Consider the following 16,839-nt stretch of genomic DNA (forward strand, 5'->3'; position numbering starts at 1 on the left):
ATCTTCAGCCGGCGATGCGCAGCCAGGTGGTCTTCAGCTCGGTGTATTTGTCGAAGGCGTGCAGGGATTTGTCGCGCCCGTTGCCGCTTTGCTTGAAGCCGCCGAAGGGAACGGTGATGTCGTCGTCGTCGTACTGGTTGACGTGGACGGTGCCGGCACGCAGTGCGCGCGACACGCGGTGGGCACGGTCCAGGCCACCGGTCCAGACGCTGGCTTGCAGGCCGTAGGGGCTGTCGTTGGCGATGGCAATCGCTTCGGCTTCGGTGTCGAAGGCGATGACGCTCAGGATCGGGCCGAAGATCTCTTCGCGCGCGATGCGCATGCCGTTGTTGACCGAACGGAACACGGTCGGCTCGACAAAGAAGCCGCCGCTCTCGGTGCGCGTCTGCCGGCCGCCGAAGGCCAGTGCCGCGCCTTCGTCCTGGCCGGCCTGCACATAGCTCAGCACCGAGCGCATCTGCGTCTCGTCGACCATCGCGCCCATGGCCGTCGTCTCGGCGAGCGGGTCGCCGGGAATGTGGCGCCGCGCCTCGTCGCACAGCAGCGCCACGCACTCCTCCACCCGCGAGCGATGCACCAGCACGCGCGTCGGCGCATTGCAGGACTCGCCCTGGTTGAAGTACACGCTGCCGGCGGCGGTGCGCGCGGCGCGCTCCAGCTCGGCATCGGCAAACACCAGATAGGCCGACTTGCCGCCCAGCTCGTTGTAGACGCGCTTCAGGTTGGACTCGGCGGACGCGGCCAGCATGCGCCGGCCAATGCGGGTGGAGCCGGTGAAGCCGATGGCATCCACGTCCATGTGCAGGGCCAGCGCCTCGCCAGCCTCGTGGCCGTAGCCCGGCACGACGTTGAGCACGCCCGGTGGCAGGCCGGCCTTCAGCGCGAGATCGGCCAGGCGCAAGGCGGTGTAGGGCGACTTCTCGCTGGGCTTGAGCACGACGCTGTTGCCTGCGGCGAGCGCCGGCCCCAGCTTCCACGCCGCCATGATGAGCGGGTAGTTCCAGGGCACGATGGCAGCGATGACGCCCATGGGCTCGCGAGTCACCAGTGCCAATGCGTTGGCGGCCGTGGGTGCGATCTCGTCGTAGATCTTGTCGACCGCCTCGCCATACCAGGCGATGCAGTTGGCGGTGGAGGGCACGTCGACCGCCAGGCTGTGGCCGATGGGCTTGCCCATGTCCAGCGTCTCCAGCAGCGCAAGTTCTTCCTTGTGGGCCAGCAGCAGCTCGGCCCAGCGCTGCAGCACGCGCTTGCGCTCGCGCGGCGGCTGGTTGCGCCAGCGGCCGTCGTCGAAGGCGCGGCGTGCGGCGGCCACGGCGAGGTCGATGTCGTCGGCACGGCCACGGGCCACGTCGCCGAGCAGGCGGTTGTCGATGGGGGAATGCTTGGCGAAGCTCTCGCCGCTGACGCTGTCGCGGCGCTTGCCGTCGATGAGCGCGCGGCCGTCAAAGCGCAGCGCGGTAGCACGGGCGTGCCAGTCAATGGTGTCAGTCATGTTGGAGGCCTCAGACGTGAAGCAGCAGGTGCTCTCGCTCCCACGGCGAGATCACCTGCATGAACTCGGCGTGCTCGATGGCCTTGACCTCGGCGTAGACGTCGACAAAGCCTTGGCCCAGCACCTCGGCCAGCGCCTTCTCGCCCTTCAGTAGGTCCAGCGCTTCGCCCAGGCTGCGCGGCAGGCCGTACTCGCTCAGGTAGGCGTCCCCGACGCATTCCTCGGTGGGCTTGAGCTTTTGCGTGATGCCGAGGTAGCCGCAGGCCATGGTCGTGGCCAACGCGATGTAGGGGTTCACGTCGGCGCCGATGACGCGGTTCTCGATGCGGCGTGCGGCGGGCGGCGACAGCGGCGAGCGCAGGCCGACCGTGCGGTTGTCGATGCCCCATTGCGTGTTGATCGGCGCCGCCGTGAAGCGGGCGAGGCGACGGTAGCTGTTGACGTAAGGCGCCAGCAGCGCGAGCGACGCCGGCAGATAGCGCTGCAGGCCGCCGATGAACCAGTAGAACTCGTCGCTGGCGCTGCCGTCGGCATTGCTGAACAGGTTGCTGCCGTCTTCCGTGCGCACGATGCTCTGGTGCACATGCATGGCGCTGCCGGGCTCGCCGGCAATCGGCTTGGCCATGAAGGTGGCATACATGCCGTGGCGCAGGGCGGCCTCGCGCACCAGGCGCTTGAACAGGAAGACTTCGTCCGCCAGCCCCAGCGGCTCGCCGTGGAAGAAGTTGATCTCCATCTGGCCAGCACCGATCTCGTGGATCAAGGTGTCGACGTTGAGCCCCATCTTTTCGCAATAGGCGTAGATGTCCTCGAACAGCGGATCGAACTCGTTCACCGCATCGATGGAGTAGGCCTGGCGCGAGGTCTCGGCGCGGCCGCTGCGGCCGACCGGCGGCTTGAGCGGCAGGTCAGCGTCGGTGTTGCGCGCCACCAGATAGAACTCCAGCTCGGGCGCCACCACCGGGGCCCAGCCTCGTTCGGCATACAGGGCGCAGACGCGCTTGAGCACAGAGCGAGGCGCAAAGGGCACGAGCTGGCCGTGGCGGTCGTAGCAGTCGTGGATGACCTGCACCGTCGGGTCCTGCGCCCAGGGCACGAGGCGGGCCGTGGCCGGGTCGGCACGCAGCTCCATGTCGTGGTCGGTCGAGGCGATGACCTCGGTGTAGCGCTCGGTGCTCGGCGCCTCGCCGGTGACGCTCATCGCGATGGCGACCTCGGGCAGGCGCATGCCCTTGTCGGCAGCAAAGCGTTCGCGCGGCAGGATCTTGCCGCGGGCCAGACCGGTGAGGTCGGGCACCAGGCATTCCACTTCGCCGACGCGTTGCTCGCGCAGCCAGTGGCTCAGGGTGTTGAAGTCGTGGGGTTGGGAAGGCATGGGGATTGTTTGAGCGTGGGTGGCCCACGGCCGGCGGCCGTGAGGTGAAGCAAGCAGCTCAGAGATCCGGTGGCCGGTGCAGGTCGCGCCAGTCCTGGCAGGCCGCACCGAAGGCCTTCAGGATGGCGAGTGACGCGGCGTTGTCGGCCGCCTGCCACTCGGGATGCCATTGCAGGCAGAGCGCAAAGCCGCTGCCCACGGATGCGGCCTCGACAAGGCCATCCGGCGCGCGTGCTTCGACGCGAAGGCCGGGGGCCAGGCGGTCAATGCCCTGGCCATGGATGCTGTTGACGATCAGTTCATCGCCCAGCAGTCGGGCGAGCAGGCCGCCGGGTTCCAGATGCACGGCATGCGACGGGCCGTACTGCACGCCCACCGGCGCGTCGTCGTCGGCGCGGTGGTCGGCCAGGCCTTGCTGCTCGTGCACGGCCTGGTGCAGGCTGCCGCCGAGGGCCACATTGGTTTCCTGGAAACCGCGGCAGATCGCCAGCAGCGGCAGGCCGCGGGCCAAGGCGAGGCGGATCAGCGGCAGCGTCCAGGCGTCGCGCAGCGGGTCCAGCGGCAGGGTCTCGTCATGCACCTCGGCGCTGAAGTGCGAGGGGTGCACGTTGGAGGCCGAGCCGGTCAGCAACACGCCGTCGGCCAGGTCCAGCCAGGCTTCGAGTTCGTCCGGGTGCGCGGCGGGCACGACCAGCGGATAGGCGCCCGCGAGGCGCACCGCCTCGACGTATTTGCGGCCGACCATGTGAAAGGGGTGCTCGCCGTACATGCGATTGCAGGCCGGCAGCAGCACACGCGGTGCGTTGCGTGGTAGAGCCACGGCGATGGGTGTCGTTGGCGAGTTCATTTCAGGATGTCGCCCAGGCAGAGGTATTTGGTCTCTAGGTAGTCGTCGAGCCCTTCGCGGCCACCTTCCCGCCCCATGCCCGATTGCTTGATGCCGCCGAACGGCGCTTCCGCCGTCGAGATGAGGCCGGTGTTGATGCCCACCATGCCGTACTCCAGCGCCTCGCCCACGCGCATCAGGCGGCCGATGTCGCGGGTGTAGAGGTAGCTCGCCAGGCCGAACTCGGTGGCGTTGGCGGCTGCGATGGCCTCAGCCTCGGTGTGGAAGCGGAACACCGGCGCGATGGGCCCGAAGGTTTCCTCGCGCGAGCAGCGCATCGCGGCCGTCGCGTTGGCCAGCACCGTGGGGGCGTAGAAGCGTTCGTCGACGCGCTCGCCGCCGGTCACCAGGCGAGCGCCGTGAGACAGCGCATCGGCCACATGGGATTCGACCTTGGCCAGTGCATCGGCGTCGATCAGCGGGCCTTGTGTGGACTGCGGGTCAAAGCCGCTGCCGGGTCGCAGGTCGTGTTTCACGCGCGCCGCCAGCCGCTCGACGAAGCGGTCGTAGATGCCGTCCTGCACATAGAAGCGATTCGCGCAGACGCAGGTCTGGCCGGCGTTGCGGAACTTGCTGAGCAGAGCACCCTCAACGGCGCTCTCCAGGTCGGCATCGTCGAAGACGATGAAGGGCGCGTTGCCACCCAACTCCAGCGATAGCTTCTTGATCGTCGGTGCGCACTGGCGCATCAGGATGCGGCCCACTTCGGTGGAACCGGTGAAGGACAGGTGGCGCACGGTGGGGCTGTCGCACAGGGCCTGGCCGATGGCGATGGAGCGCTCGCCGTCGGCCGTCAGCACATTCAGCACGCCGGCCGGCACGCCAGCGCGCTGGGCCAGTTCGGCCAGGGCCAGGGCCGACAGCGGCGTCTGCTCGGCCGGCTTGACGACGACGGTGCAGCCGGCGGCCAGGGCCGGGCCGACCTTGCGCGTGATCATCGCGATGGGGAAGTTCCACGGCGTGATGGCGGCGCAGACGCCGATGGGCTGGCGCATCGTCAGCAGGCGCTTCTTGGCGTCGCTGCTGGGGATGATCTCGCCGCAAGCGCGCCGCGCCTCCTCGGCGAACCATTCGATGAAGCTGGCGCCGTAGAGCACCTCGCCCCAGGCTTCGGCCCAGGGCTTGCCCTGCTCGGCGGTGATCAGCGTGGCCAGGTCGCTGGCATGCGTGTTGATCAGCTCGAACCATTGGCGCAGCACGGCGGCGCGCTCCTTGGCCGGCTTGGCGCGCCAGGCCGGCAGCGCGCGTTCGGCCGCGGCGATGGCCTGGCGGGCCTGATCGACATCGCAGTTGGCCACGTCGGCCAGGCATTCGCCGCTGGCCGGGTCCAGCACGGCGAAGTGCTGCTGCGGCGTCGGCCACAGGCCGTTCACCAGGGCGGAGGTCTTCAGCAGCGCGCCGTCGTTCAGCCGCTGCAGCAGGGTGGGGTTGATCACACAGCCTCCTCGGTGAGGGCTGCGGCGAGCGCGGCCAGCGCAGCGTCGAACTGCGCGTCGGGAATGGTCAGCGGGTAGAGGAAGCGGATGACGTTGCCGTCCACGCCACAGGTCAGCAGCAGCAGGCCGCGCTTGAGGGCCGCCTGCTGCACACGCTTGGCGACGTCGGCGGTGGTGAACTCGGCAGCAATCATGGAACCGACGCCGCGCACCTCGGTGATCGAGGCACAGGCCTGTGCATGCAGAAACGCCGTCAGCTTTTCGCCCAGCGCCTGGGCGCGGTGGCAGAGGTCTTCTTCCTGCAGCACGTCCAGCACCGCATGGGCCGAGGCCACGGCCAGCGGGTTGGCGGCGTAGGTGCCGCCCAGGCCGCCGGGCGCAGGAGCGTCCATCAGGTGGGCGCGGCCGCAGACGGCCGACAGCGGCATGCCGCCCGCGAGGCTCTTGGCCATCGTGATGAGGTCGGGCCGCACCGCATAGTGCTGCATCGCGAACAGCTCACCGGTGCGGCCGAAGCCGGTCTGGATCTCGTCGGCAATCAGCAGGATGCCGTGCTCGTCGCAGACGCGGCGCAGGCCCGACATCAGTGCCGGCGGCGCGACATTGAAGCCGCCTTCGCCCTGCACCGGCTCGATGATGATGGCTGCCACACGCTTGGCCTCGATGTCGCACGCGAAGAGCTGCTTCAGCGCCGCCAGGCTGTCTGCCACCGTGACGCCGCGGCGCTCGCTGGGGAAGGGCAGGTGATAGACATCGCCGGGGAAGGGCCCGAAGCCGACCTTGTAGGGCACGGTCTTGCCGGTCAGCGCCAGGCCCATCAGCGTGCGGCCGTGAAAAGCCCCGCCGAAGGCGATGACGCCGCTGCGGCCGGTGGCACAGCGGGCGATCTTGATGGCGTTCTCGACGGCCTCGGCGCCGGTCGTGAAGAAGGCGGTCTTCTTCTCGCCGTCGATGGGCGCGACGGCGTTGATGCGCTCGGCCAGCGCGACGGCGCTCTCGTACGGCACGATCTGATAGGCCGTGTGCGCGAAGCGCTGCAACTGTTCTTCGATGGCGCGCACGACACGTGGATGGCGGTGGCCAGTGTTGAGCACGGCGATGCCGCCGGCGAAGTCGGTGAACTCGCGGCCTTCGACGTCCCACAGCGTGGCGTTCTCGGCACGCGCGGCGTAGAAGTCGCACATCACGCCTACGCCGCGCGGGGCGGCGGCGCGGCGGCGTTGGTCAATTTGTTGGTTGGACTGCATGATGTTTCAAGGGCTCTCGTGGGCCACGAATAACTTGCGGGTGGGCTGCACCACTTCCCAGCTGCCGACAAAGCCGCGCGGGATGACGAAGCGGTCGCCGGCGCGCAGCGTGTGGGCGTTGCCGTTGGCATCGGTCAACACGCTGACGCCTTCGAGGATCTGGCAGAACTCCTCCTCGGTGTAGGCCACGCGCCAGGCGCCGACTTCGCTGTGCCAGTGGCCAGCGCTGAAGTTGCCGGTGGCGTCGACGTAGTGCAGCCACAGCGTCTGCAGCGGGTTGCCGGTGATGAGCTTCTCGGCCGGCAGGTGGTAGCTGCGCGGCTCGACGGTGTTGGTTAAGCGGTGCATCACACGTGGAGCAACAAGTGCTCGCGCTCCCAAGGCGAAATCACCTTCATGTACTCGGCGTACTCGATGTCCTTGATCTCGGTGTAGACGGTCACGAACTCGGGGCCGAGGATCTCGGCGAGGTCGGGCGACTGGCGCAGCAGTTCGACGGCTTCGCCCAGGCTTTGCGGCAGCTCGTGCTTGCCCAGGTAGGCATCGCCGGTGCACTCGGCCGTGGGGGCGATGCGCTGCTTGATGCCGAGGTAGCCGCAGGCCAGCGTTGCGGCCAGGGCCACATAGGGGTTGGCGTCGGCGCCGATGACGCGGTTCTCGATGCGGCGGTTCTGCGGCGAGGCGATGGGCGAGCGGATGCCCACGGTGCGGTTGTCGGTCCCCCATTGCAGGTTGACCGGCGCGCCGAACTTGGCTGCGAGGCGGCGGTAGCTGTTCACATACGGCGCGAACAAGACCATCGCCGCAGGCAGGTACTTCTGCAGGCCGCCGATATACCAATAGAACTCGTCGCTGGCGCTGCCGTCGGGCTTGCTGAAGAGGTTGTTGCCGTCCTTGGCGCTGACCAGGCTCTGGTGCACATGCATGGCGCTGCCGGGCTCGCCGGCGATGGGCTTGGCCATGAAGGTGGCGTACATGCCGTGGCGCAGGGCGGCCTCGCGCACCAGGCGCTTGAAGAAGAAGGTCTCGTCGGCCAGCCGCAGCGGCTCGCCGTGGAAGAAGTTGATCTCCATCTGGCCGGCACCGATCTCGTGGATCAGGGTGTCGACGTTGAGTTCCATCTTTTCGCAGTAGGCGTAGATGTCCTCGAACAGCGGGTCGAACTCGTTGACCGCATCGATGGAGTAGGCCTGGCGCGAGGTTTCGGCGCGGCCGCTGCGGCCGACCGGCGGCTTGAGCGGCATGTCGGGGTCGACGTTGCGCTCCACCAAATAGAACTCCAGCTCGGGCGCCACCACCGGCACCCAGCCCTCGGCCGCGAACAGGTTGCAGACACGGCGCAGCACCGAGCGCGGTGCGAAGGGCACGAGCTGGCCGTCGGCGCCGTAGCAGTCGTGCAGCACCTGCGCGGTGGGGTCGGTGGCCCAGGGCACGATGTGCACGGTGCTGAGGTCGGGCGTGAGGTGCATGTCCCGGTCGTTGGCCGAGATGACGTCGTAGTACGGGCCGTCTTCAGGGAAGTTGCCCGTCACGCCCATGGCCACGATGGCCTCGGGCAGCTTCATGCCGCGGTCCTCGGTGAACTTGGCGCGCGGCAGGATCTTGCCGCGGGCCACGCCGGTGAGGTCGGGCGCCAGGCATTCCAGCTCGGTCACGCCGTGCCGGTCCAGCCACTGCTCGAGGTTGGCGAAGGTCAGCAGTTCTCGTTCGGTCTTGTTCATGGTGAGGCTCAAAGCAGATCCAGCAGTCGGTACCAGGCCATGCCCAGTACCAGGGCCGGCGTGCGCAGCAGGCGCCCGCCGGGAAAGCGCCGGTGGCGCAGTCGTGAGAAGAGGTCGAAGCGGCCCGCGTCGCCGGCCATGGCCTGGGCCACGATGCGGCCGGCCAGGCCGGTCAGCGCCAGGCCGTGGCCCGAGAAGCCCTGCAGGTAGTACAGGTTGCTGTCCAGGCGGCCGAAGTCAGGTGCGCGGTTCATCGTGATGTCGACGAAGCCGCCCCAGGCGTACTCGACCGGCAGGTCGCCCAGCTGCGGGAAGGTCATGACCATGCGGCGGCGCATGGTTTCGGCCAGGTCGGCGGGCGTGCGCGTGCTGTAGCTGACCTCGCCGCCGAAGAGCATGCGGTGGTCGGCCGTCAGGCGCAGATAGTCCAGCACGAAGTTGGTGTCGCACACCGCCGCGCGGCTGGGGATCAACGCGTTGGCGCGCGCCTCGCCCATGGGTGCGCTGGTGATGATGTAGGTGCCCACGGGCATGATGCGCGGCTCGAGTTGCGGCGCCACGCCCTGCAGATAGACGTTGCCGGCCAGCAGGGCCTGCCGCGCGCTGACCTGGCCTTGGGCCGTGTGCAGCGTGACGGTGGCGCCGCGCTCGATGCGCGTGACGGGGCTGTGCTCGTGGATGCGCACCCCCGCCTGCCGCGCCGCGCGGGCCAGGCCGAGGGCGTACTTCAGCGGGTGCAGATGGCCGGAGCGCGGGTCGTAGATGCCGCTGTCGTAGCGTGGGCTGTTGACCCAGCGGCGCATGTCCTGCGGGGCGATGCGCGGCATCTCGTAGCCGTAGAGGCGCTCAATGCGGTCGGCCCACTGCGACTGCGCGCGACCCTTGCGCGGGTTGGTGGCCACGCCGATGAAGCCGTCCTGCAGGTCGCAGTCGATGTGGTGCTGGCGGCAGCGCTCTCGCACCAGGTCCAGCGCCTCGATGCTCATGTCCCACACGCGGCGCGCGTCGTCCAGGCCAAGTTGGGATTCGATCTCGGCCACGTCGCAGGCCAGGCCGTGGATGAGTTGGCCGCCGTTGCGGCCGCTGGCGCCCCAGCTGACTTCCTTGGCCTCCAGCAGCACGACCTGCAAGCCTTGCTCGGCCAGGTTCAGCGCCGCGCACAGGCCGGCCAGGCCCCCACCCACCACCGCCACGTCGCACTGCACGCGCTCCTGCAGCGGGGGCTGCGGGGCGGGGCGCTGTGTCGTCGCGGCGTAGTAGGAGTGCCGGCTCAGCTCGAGGTCAGACTGGAGGAAGTTCATGGCGCACGCTGCGCATTCAGTTCGGTGAAAAGAGGAGTTCGCCGATGGCGTGCTCATCCGGCGCCGAAGCGTCGAAGGGCATGTCGCCCCAGGCCATGCGCTGGGCGGCCAGCGGGTCGTTCTGCACGCGCGGTGAGAGGCCCAGTTCCATCGTGGCGCGGTGGGCCGTGTCGTAGCGCGGCCAGTCGGGCAGGTCGGCCGCGCTGGGCGCGCCACCATGGGCGAACGCCGTCCAGGCCTGCTGCATGCGCTGGGCCAGCAGCTCGCGGCCCTCGCAGCGGCCGGTGAAGGCGAGGGCGCTGGGGTCTTCCAGCGCGCCGAACAAAAAAGGCAGCTCCATCGCGTGGGCCGACTGGTAGGGCGCGACCTCGGAGGTGGAGCGGTAGTTGAAGAGATACATCCACACCGGCTGGGTCTTGCACAGGTGCTCGGCCAGGCGGATGGAGGGCAGGCGGAAGACGATGTCGCCGGCGAGCTGGATGCGGCCGTCATCGTTGAAGCCGTAGACGGCTTCGATGTCGTCGCTGCGCTCACCTGCAACGTCTCTCAGTTGCGCGGCCAGCGACTCAGCCGGCTTGCGCAGCAGGGCCACGTCCTCGATCTCGGTCCAGAAGCGGATCTCGTCCAGCGTCGTGCCGATCAGTACGGGCACGGTGCTGCCCCTGCCGTCGCGCAGGCGGTCGATGGCGTGCTGCTGGAGCACGACACCGTCGACCGTGGGCCAGAAGGCGTTGTCGGCCACGCCGGAGTCGAACAGGCGCTGCTGCAGGGCCAGCAGGTCGGCCGTGCGCAGGGACTGCAGCTCCATCACGGTCTGGGCATCGGCCAGTTCCATGAAGGCCCGTGTTGCTTCCGCCGCGCGTGCCGAGCTGCGGCCCAGCTGTGGCGACATACTCTGCACGATGGCCTTGTGGAACAGCCCCTGCGCGGCCGGCATGCCCATCAGCATGGCCACGCTGGCGCCGCCGGCGGACTCGCCGAAGACGGTCACGTTGTCGGGGTCGCCGCCAAAGGTCGCGGCGTTCTGCCTCACCCAGCGCAGCGCCTCGACCTGGTCCAGCAGGCCCAGGTTGCCGCTCTCGGCAAAGTCGGGCCCGCCCACTTCGGCCAGATACAGGAAGCCGAAAGCGCCCAGCCGGTACTGCACCGTGATGACGACGACATCGCCCCCTGCCGCCAGCGCCGCGCCGTTGTACCAGGCGTTGCGGGCGCTGCCCTCGATCAGCGCACCGCCGTGCAGCCACACCATCACCGGGCGGCGCCTACCGTCCAGCGCGGGCGTCCAGACGTTGAGCGTCAGGCAGTCCTCGTGGATGACGTTGTTGCCGTTCTCGGTGACGTCAGTGCCGGCCAGCTGCGGGCAGGCCGGGCCGAAGTCCTGGGCCTCACGCACGCCATCCCAGGCCGCGGCCGGTTGGGCGACGCGAAAGCGCCGTGGGCCAACCGGGGGCAGCGCGTAGGGAATGGCGCGGAAGGACAGGGTGCCCTGGTCATGCACGCCGCGCAGCAGGCCGGTGGAAATGGCCGCCTCGGGGCGCGGTTGTGCGCTTTTCAGGACGTGTTCGATCAGCCGCAGCTGGCGCGCGGCGCTGGAGGGGGACGACATGGGAACTTAGAACTTGTAGGCCGCGTTGAAGCCGACGGTGCGCGGGCGGAAGGTGGCGGCCTGGAGTGCGGGGGTGTCCGCGGTGCGCAGCAGCGTGGTGCGCGTGTTGAACAGGTTGTTCACGTACAGCGAGAGGTCGACGGCGCCCATGCGCAGGCCGCTGTTCAGCGACACGTATTGCGTCGCCGGCGCTTCGTACAGGCCTGGGCGGTAGTCAAGGTTGCCGGCCGGGCCGGTTCGCTTGTAGCTGCTGCCGTATTGGTAGTCGCCGCGCACATAAGCGCGCCAGCCCTCGGCCGTCGCCCACGAATACTCGGCTCCCAGCGTCACGTTGAAGCCGGGGATGGGCAGAGACTGGCCCTTTTGCGACAACGTGACGCCGGTGCCCACATTGCTGCCGTTGCCGTAGATGGTCTCGGTGTACTTGGCGTCGGTGTAGGCCAGCGTGGCCGACAGCAGCAGCTGGCGGGTGGCGCGCAGCTGCAGTTGCAGGTCGCCGCCGACGCTGCGTGCATGGCCGGCGTTGGCCGTGAAACCGAACAGGCAGCTGGGCAGGATGGAGCTCGTCTGGATGTTGCTCCAGTCGACGTAGTAGAGGGAGCCAGCCACTTCCATGCGCTGGTCGAGCAGGCGGCTCTTGTAGCCGATCTCATAGCTCCACAGCGAGTCGCCCTGGTAGGTGCGCGGCACGTCGGCCACACCCAGCGCCGCGAGGCTCGGGCCGCATTGCGGCACGGTGGCGTAGGACGGGTTGGCGCCGCCGACGCGATCGCCCTTGGCGGCGCTGGCATACAGCAGCGAGGCGTCGGCCAGCTCATGGCTGATGGCGAGCTTGGGCAGGTTGCTCTTGCCTTTTTGCTTGCCGTTGAAGTTGATGTCACCGCCGGCGAAGGGGCCGTTTTCCAGCGTCTGGAACTCGAACTCGTTGCGGCCGACGCGCAGGCCCAGGGTCAGCGTGGTCTTGGGCTGGACCTTGATGTTGACCTCGCCGAAGACGGCCTTGCTGCGGTCCCTCAGCGTGTCGTCCTCGGTGTAGGGGTACTCGCCGTTGGGGCCGGCATTGGGCATGCCGAAGATGAAGATGGCCGGTGCGCCGAAGGCCGTCAGCGTGATGGGATCCAGGCTGCCGATGATGCGCTGGCTCATGGTCTGGTGGGCACGCGACAGGTAGACGCCGGCGACCCAGTTGAACTTGCTGTCCGCCGACTCGTTGGACGACACGCGGAACTCTTGCGCGGCATTGCGCTGGTTGGTGGCCTGGGTGCTGCGCAGCACGTAGTCGGGGAAGCCGGGCAGCACTTCGACCGGGCCACCGGTCATGCTGCGCGGGTCGCCGGTGACGCTGGCGGGGATGACGTAGCTGAGGTCGTCGAGGCGGTCCTGCTTGCGGTCGTAGTAGGACGTGACGGACTTGAAGGTCAGGTCCTCGGTCTCGTACGTGACCGACAGGGCCGACAGGCTGAAGCGGTCCTTGGTGGGCTGGCGCAGCTTGTTGTAGGTGTTGAAGTGGCCGGCATCCTCGTAATAGATGTTGCGGTCCTTCTCATGGGTGCGCTGCATGTAGATGGACGGCGCGATGGTCAGCTCGGCGGTCGGCTTGATCAGCAGCGCGGCGCGGGCGACGGTGGCCTCGCTCTGGTTGCTGTCCTCGTCGTTTACCGCGCCGGTGGTGCGGGTGACGTGGTTCATGTAGCCGCCTTCCTGCTTGTGCCAGATGCTGGCGCGGAAGGCGACGCTGCTGTTGATGGGGCCGCCCGCGGCCACGCCGGCCTGGTAGGACATGTCGCCACCCTGCGTGGCGGCGATGCCGGCCTTGGCCTCGCCGCTGAACTTGTCGAAGCGCGGCGTGGGCGTGATGAAGCGGATGGCGCCGCCTTCGGCGCTGGAGCCGAACAGCGTGCCCTGCGGGCCGCGCAGCACTTCCACGCGGTCCAGGTCGAAGACCTGCGGGTAGGCGGTGCCACCGGTCAGCACGCTGAGGTTGCGGATCTGGATGGCGGCGTCGTCGACGTAGACGGCGGTGGTGGCTGCACCGGCGTTGGAGGCGATGCCGCGGATGGCGATGTTGGGCGTACCGAAGGGCGTGGTGGACGGCGTGGCGCTCAGGCCCGGGCTCAGGCGGCTCAGGTCCTGGATACCGCTGACGCCTTGTTTGTTGAGCTGGTCCAGGCCGATGGCGCTGAGGCTCATGGGCACCTGCTCGGCGAACTGCGGGCGCTTTTGCGCGGTGACGACGACGCGCGACAGGCCGACGGTTTCGCCGTCGTCCTTGGCTGGTTCCGCCGCAGCGGTCTGGGCCCAGGCAGCCGGGGTGCAGCACAGCAGGGCCGCGGCCATGGCGACGACGGAGGGGCGTGCCAGGGAGGCGGAAGAAGAGACGGAAGGATTCATGGAACCTCTCGAATGATTGATGTTGTGATTCGCGACTGCCTCGCCGTCCGTACTGCTTGAAGGTGGGAAGCGGCTGGATTTGAGGTTAGCCAGAGGGCTCTCGCGACGCTTGTATGAAACGGGGGATTTCTGCGTGGCCCCGTCATGGCTGGCTTTCAGGCGCCGTGGCAATCAGCGCGGCGGATGCCGGGCTGCAGCGTGGCGCTGGCCGTCTGGCCGAAGTAGCGGCGCACCGCACGGCTGCCGTGGGGCGCGTCGTAGAAGCCGGCCTCCAGCAGCGAGTCCTCGGCGTCGTGCACGCCGATGCGGTTGGCGTCGATCAGGCGGTGCAGTCGCGACCACATCTGGTAGCGCGACAGGCTCATGCCCGCGGCCTCGCGGAAGGCCTTGCGCAGGTGTTCGGGCGACCAGCGCACGCGCTCGGCGAGCTGGGCCACGCTGAGGCGGCCGGCCAGGTCTTCGCGCAGCAGCGTGGCGGCCGTGCGCAGACGCCAGTCGACGTCGGGCTCGGGAGCTTGTGCCATCAACGCGGCGCGCAGGCGGGCGACCCAGGCGAGCACGGCGCCGCGGTCGGCGCCGCCATGGCACAGGGCCTGGAACCAGTCGGGTTCCCAGCCGGGCAGGGCGGGTGGGCCCCAAGCCTGCAGCGCGCGGGCCTGGCAGAGCTGGGTCAGAGCCCGGCCCGCCGGGCTCAAAGGGTCGAAGTAGAGGAAGGCGGCGCCGATGTGTTGCTCGGTGCTGCAACTGCTGCTGCCCGCCGCGTGCAGCATGGCGGACGCACACAGCGGCGCGGCGGCGGCGTCACCCTGCACATGCAGCTCGCTGCCGGGCTGGGCCAGCAGCAGGCAGGGCGCAGCCATCTCGGAGTGCGAATAGCTGCCAGATGCATCGACGTAGAGCAGCCAGTCGTCGCCGACATAGGCGGCGGCTTCAGCAGTCGTCGTGATGAGCCGGGCACCCATGGTGATGCTCGCTTCAGACCAGGCGGTAGATGTCGAGCGTCACGCCGTCTTCGCTTTCGTAGCGGATCTCGCCGACGAAGACCGATTCGTTCAGCCAGGCATAGCGCCCGGCCGGTGCCTGGAAGACGGGCGTGCACAGGCAGCGGTAGAGCTCGGGGGCGGGCGGCCAGGCCGGCAGGTCGCGCTCGTTGATGCCGGGCGCGTAGCGCAGCAGCGCGCGGTTGCTGACCTGGATGACGGTGCCGTCGTCGGTGCGCAGGCAGTAGCGTGCGTCCGGCTGGCCCACGCCGTCGCGGCGCTCCAGATACCAGTCGGCGCCGCCGGGGATGACCTCGCCCCGCAGCGTCGAGCCCTCGAAGCGGCCGCTGACGATGGGGTAGTTCAGGCGCCGGCCTTCGGGGAAGTCGCCCACGACGACTTCATCGCCGCAGACGACGTCCAGGCGCATGACCCAGGCATTGGCCAGCGGCTCGATGGTGCGCGACAAGTTATTTGCTTCGGACATGCGTTTCTCTCTCAGTCGAAGCGGAACAGATCGATGCGCACTTGGCCCAGCGCGGGGTAGTCGACACGGCCCGCGAACACCGTCTGGTTCAGCCAGGCATAGCGGCCCTGCGGGGCTTCGAACACGGGCACGCAGTGGCAGCGGAAGGGGCCTTCCTCGCTCGGGGCGCCGTCCGGGCCGGGAGCGGCCCACAGCAAGCCGCGGTTGTGGATATTGATGAGCACACCGTCATGGGTGCGCAGCGCGTAGCGGGCATCCAGCACGCCCACGCCATCGGCGCGGCGCAGGAAGCGGTCCACGCCCGGCAGCACTTCGCCGCCCAGGTCCAGGCCGATGAAGGTCCCGCCGAGGATGGGGTAGTTCTCGCGCAGGCCGTCGTCCGTCTGGCCGATGGCCTGCAGCGGCGCGCACTGCACATCCAGGCGCATGACCCAACGGCTGTTCAGCGATGCAGCGGCGGTGGTCATGCAGCTTCCCGGGCCGGTGCGAGCTGCTGGTTCAGCGCTTTGATCATCTCCAGCGTGTCGATGTTGATCGCGGCCACGGCGTGCGGCGGCGACGACTGCTTCACCACCACCAGGCCGGTGTCGAAGTTCATGTACAGCGTCTGGCCGTGGATGCCGATGGCCAGCAGCGCCTCGCCGTTGAACACGTACCACTGGCTCTTGTACGAGAGCCGGCCGATGGGCGCGAACTCGGGGTTGCGCGCAAAGATCTCGGGATCGCTGCCGGCCAGCAGCGTGTCGATGACGGCGGCGGGGATGACCTGCTCGCCATCCACGCGGCCGCGGTCCAGCAGCATCTGGCCGAAGCGGCCCATGTCGCGCAGCGTGGCGCTGAAGCCGGCGCCGGCCACGCCCCGGCCGAGTGAGTCGGCGATGAAATAGCCGTCGCGCTCGCAGCCCAGGCGCCCCCACACCTGCGCCAGCAACTCGTGCGCGGCCACGCCGGTGGCGCGCTCCATGACCCAGGCCAGCACCTCGGTCACGGCGGTCACGTAGTCGAAGAAGCCGCCGTGCTCGCCCTTCTTGCGCAACCGTGGCAGGAAGTTGTAGAGGCTGTCCAGGCCGGCGTACTCGGCGGGCGGCTCGCCCAGGTCGTCGGCATACGGGGGCGTCAGGCCGCAGGCCATGCCGAACTGCGAGCTCTCGGAGCGCGGGTCCTCGTAGTCCTCGGTGTAGTGCAGGCCCACGGCCATGTCCATCAGCTGGCCGACGGTGGCGTCGCCGAAGGCGCTGCCGCGCAGCTCCTCGACGATGTCCTGCGCGAGCAGCGTCTCGTCCAGCCGGCCCTCATGGACCATCCACTGCGCCAGTGTGCCGATCAGCGACTTGGTGACCGAGAACATGATGTGGCGCGTCTGCGGCGTGTGCTCGTTCGCGTAGTGCTCGAAGAGGATACGCCCGTGCTGCAGCACCAGGAACCCGTCGGCATCGCTCGCAACCAGGTGCTCCGCCAGCGAGACCTCAGGCCCACCCACGCTGCGAAAGCGCAGGGCAGCCAGGCTCGCGTCCTCTTGCCGCGGCAGCTCGCGCGGCTGGCCCGCGGCCGGCACGTCGATGGTGGGCAGCAGGCGGCTGATGTGCTGGAAGCCCCAGCGGTGGAAGGGCGGCCGCATGAAGTTGCGGCGCGTGACCTGCGCGGCGGGCGCTGGCGGGAAGCCGTTCATCAGCCCCTGTTCACGCCAGCTCGTGGGCGGCTCTGCGCGCACGCGCTCATAGCTGGCGCGGATCAGCGCGGGGATGTCGACGGGCGGGTGGGACATGGTGCGAAGGCTTTCGGTGAGGACCGCAGGCTCGCGATCCAATGTGAACTGTTGTTCGCATTTTATGAACATCAGTTCGCATCTTGATGTCAGGGTTTTCGCGGATAAGTGTGTGCGCCTTCGTGATCTGAAAACACGAGCCGTCCGCC

At 68.7% G+C, this 16,839-nt stretch carries 14 protein-coding genes; all 14 read right to left on the bottom strand.

Annotated features, from left to right (window positions below; all coding sequences use genetic code 11):
* Positions 1 to 4 precede the first annotated feature (4 nt).
* The 14 genes from AC07V5_RS28220 to AC07V5_RS28285 all read right to left on the bottom strand — a co-directional run bounded on the left by AC07V5_RS28220 (position 5) and on the right by AC07V5_RS28285 (position 16,690).
* Entirely contained in the window at positions 5 to 1,495 is a 1,491-nt protein-coding gene (locus AC07V5_RS28220; protein WP_495118933.1) for an aldehyde dehydrogenase, read from the bottom strand.
* Between the two features lie 10 nt (positions 1,496 to 1,505).
* Complete coding sequence (locus AC07V5_RS28225; protein WP_495118934.1) at positions 1,506 to 2,870, bottom strand: glutamine synthetase family protein; 1,365 nt, start codon at positions 2,868 to 2,870, stop codon at positions 1,506 to 1,508.
* A gap of 58 nt (positions 2,871 to 2,928) precedes the next feature.
* On the bottom strand, positions 2,929 to 3,717 hold the full coding sequence (locus AC07V5_RS28230; RefSeq protein ID WP_495118935.1) for a gamma-glutamyl-gamma-aminobutyrate hydrolase family protein: 789 nt from the start codon (positions 3,715 to 3,717) through the stop codon (positions 2,929 to 2,931).
* The gene (locus AC07V5_RS28235) at positions 3,714 to 5,189 is read right to left on the bottom strand and encodes an NAD-dependent succinate-semialdehyde dehydrogenase (RefSeq protein WP_495119346.1); all 1,476 of its coding nucleotides are present in this window, start codon (positions 5,187 to 5,189) and stop codon (positions 3,714 to 3,716) included. The genes AC07V5_RS28230 and AC07V5_RS28235 overlap by 4 nt, the downstream gene beginning before the upstream one ends.
* Positions 5,189 to 6,439 (bottom strand): 4-aminobutyrate--2-oxoglutarate transaminase, encoded by a 1,251-nt coding sequence (gabT, locus tag AC07V5_RS28240; protein WP_495118936.1) that lies wholly within the window; start codon positions 6,437 to 6,439, stop codon positions 5,189 to 5,191. The genes AC07V5_RS28235 and gabT overlap by 1 nt, the downstream gene beginning before the upstream one ends.
* Before the next feature lie 6 nt (positions 6,440 to 6,445).
* Positions 6,446 to 6,787: a cupin domain-containing protein gene (locus AC07V5_RS28245; RefSeq protein ID WP_495118937.1), complete on the bottom strand. Its 342-nt coding sequence runs from the start codon at positions 6,785 to 6,787 to the stop codon at positions 6,446 to 6,448.
* Positions 6,787 to 8,160, bottom strand: a complete 1,374-nt coding sequence (locus AC07V5_RS28250; protein ID WP_495118938.1) for a glutamine synthetase family protein — start codon at positions 8,158 to 8,160, stop codon at positions 6,787 to 6,789. The genes AC07V5_RS28245 and AC07V5_RS28250 overlap by 1 nt, the downstream gene beginning before the upstream one ends.
* 8 nt (positions 8,161 to 8,168) lie before the next feature.
* Positions 8,169 to 9,461, bottom strand: a complete 1,293-nt coding sequence (locus AC07V5_RS28255) for an NAD(P)/FAD-dependent oxidoreductase (protein ID WP_495118939.1) — start codon at positions 9,459 to 9,461, stop codon at positions 8,169 to 8,171.
* A 16-nt stretch (positions 9,462 to 9,477) separates the two neighbouring features.
* Positions 9,478 to 11,067: a carboxylesterase/lipase family protein gene (locus AC07V5_RS28260; protein WP_495118940.1), complete on the bottom strand. Its 1,590-nt coding sequence runs from the start codon at positions 11,065 to 11,067 to the stop codon at positions 9,478 to 9,480.
* Positions 11,068 to 11,073: 6 nt separating this feature from the next.
* A complete protein-coding gene (locus tag AC07V5_RS28265) occupies positions 11,074 to 13,458 on the bottom strand; it encodes a TonB-dependent receptor (protein WP_495118941.1) in 2,385 nt (794 codons plus the stop codon).
* Between the two features lie 155 nt (positions 13,459 to 13,613).
* Positions 13,614 to 14,420 carry a helix-turn-helix domain-containing protein gene (locus tag AC07V5_RS28270; RefSeq protein WP_495118942.1) on the bottom strand — a complete coding sequence of 269 codons (807 nt, stop codon included), beginning with the start codon at positions 14,418 to 14,420 and terminating at the stop codon, positions 13,614 to 13,616.
* A 13-nt stretch (positions 14,421 to 14,433) separates the two neighbouring features.
* Positions 14,434 to 14,925 carry a DUF3237 domain-containing protein gene (locus AC07V5_RS28275; protein ID WP_495118943.1) on the bottom strand — a complete coding sequence of 164 codons (492 nt, stop codon included), beginning with the start codon at positions 14,923 to 14,925 and terminating at the stop codon, positions 14,434 to 14,436.
* A gap of 11 nt (positions 14,926 to 14,936) precedes the next feature.
* Positions 14,937 to 15,392 (bottom strand): DUF3237 domain-containing protein, encoded by a 456-nt coding sequence (locus tag AC07V5_RS28280; RefSeq protein WP_495118944.1) that lies wholly within the window; start codon positions 15,390 to 15,392, stop codon positions 14,937 to 14,939.
* On the bottom strand, positions 15,389 to 16,690 hold the full coding sequence (locus AC07V5_RS28285; RefSeq protein WP_495118945.1) for a serine hydrolase domain-containing protein: 1,302 nt from the start codon (positions 16,688 to 16,690) through the stop codon (positions 15,389 to 15,391). Before AC07V5_RS28285 ends, AC07V5_RS28280 begins: the two co-directional genes overlap by 4 nt.
* Between the last annotated feature and the right edge of the window lie 149 nt (positions 16,691 to 16,839).

Source organism: Roseateles sp. GW821-FHT02E12, from assembly GCF_059421665.1.

What these genes read in the sequence shown, in the direction of transcription:
- AC07V5_RS28220 (WP_495118933.1), bottom strand. Translation starts at nt 1,495, where the DNA reads ATGACTGACACCATTGACTGGCACGCCCGTGCTACCGCGCTGCGCTTT.
- AC07V5_RS28225 (WP_495118934.1), bottom strand. Translation starts at nt 2,870, where the DNA reads ATGCCTTCCCAACCCCACGACTTCAACACCCTGAGCCACTGGCTGCGC.
- AC07V5_RS28230 (WP_495118935.1), bottom strand. Translation starts at nt 3,717, where the DNA reads ATGAACTCGCCAACGACACCCATCGCCGTGGCTCTACCACGCAACGCA.
- gabT (WP_495118936.1), bottom strand. Translation starts at nt 6,439, where the DNA reads ATGCAGTCCAACCAACAAATTGACCAACGCCGCCGCGCCGCCGCCCCG.
- AC07V5_RS28245 (WP_495118937.1), bottom strand. Translation starts at nt 6,787, where the DNA reads ATGCACCGCTTAACCAACACCGTCGAGCCGCGCAGCTACCACCTGCCG.
- AC07V5_RS28250 (WP_495118938.1), bottom strand. Translation starts at nt 8,160, where the DNA reads ATGAACAAGACCGAACGAGAACTGCTGACCTTCGCCAACCTCGAGCAG.
- AC07V5_RS28255 (WP_495118939.1), bottom strand. Translation starts at nt 9,461, where the DNA reads ATGAACTTCCTCCAGTCTGACCTCGAGCTGAGCCGGCACTCCTACTAC.
- AC07V5_RS28260 (WP_495118940.1), bottom strand. Translation starts at nt 11,067, where the DNA reads ATGTCGTCCCCCTCCAGCGCCGCGCGCCAGCTGCGGCTGATCGAACAC.
- AC07V5_RS28265 (WP_495118941.1), bottom strand. Translation starts at nt 13,458, where the DNA reads ATGAATCCTTCCGTCTCTTCTTCCGCCTCCCTGGCACGCCCCTCCGTC.
- AC07V5_RS28270 (WP_495118942.1), bottom strand. Translation starts at nt 14,420, where the DNA reads ATGGGTGCCCGGCTCATCACGACGACTGCTGAAGCCGCCGCCTATGTC.
- AC07V5_RS28275 (WP_495118943.1), bottom strand. Translation starts at nt 14,925, where the DNA reads ATGTCCGAAGCAAATAACTTGTCGCGCACCATCGAGCCGCTGGCCAAT.
- AC07V5_RS28280 (WP_495118944.1), bottom strand. Translation starts at nt 15,392, where the DNA reads ATGACCACCGCCGCTGCATCGCTGAACAGCCGTTGGGTCATGCGCCTG.
- AC07V5_RS28285 (WP_495118945.1), bottom strand. Translation starts at nt 16,690, where the DNA reads ATGTCCCACCCGCCCGTCGACATCCCCGCGCTGATCCGCGCCAGCTAT.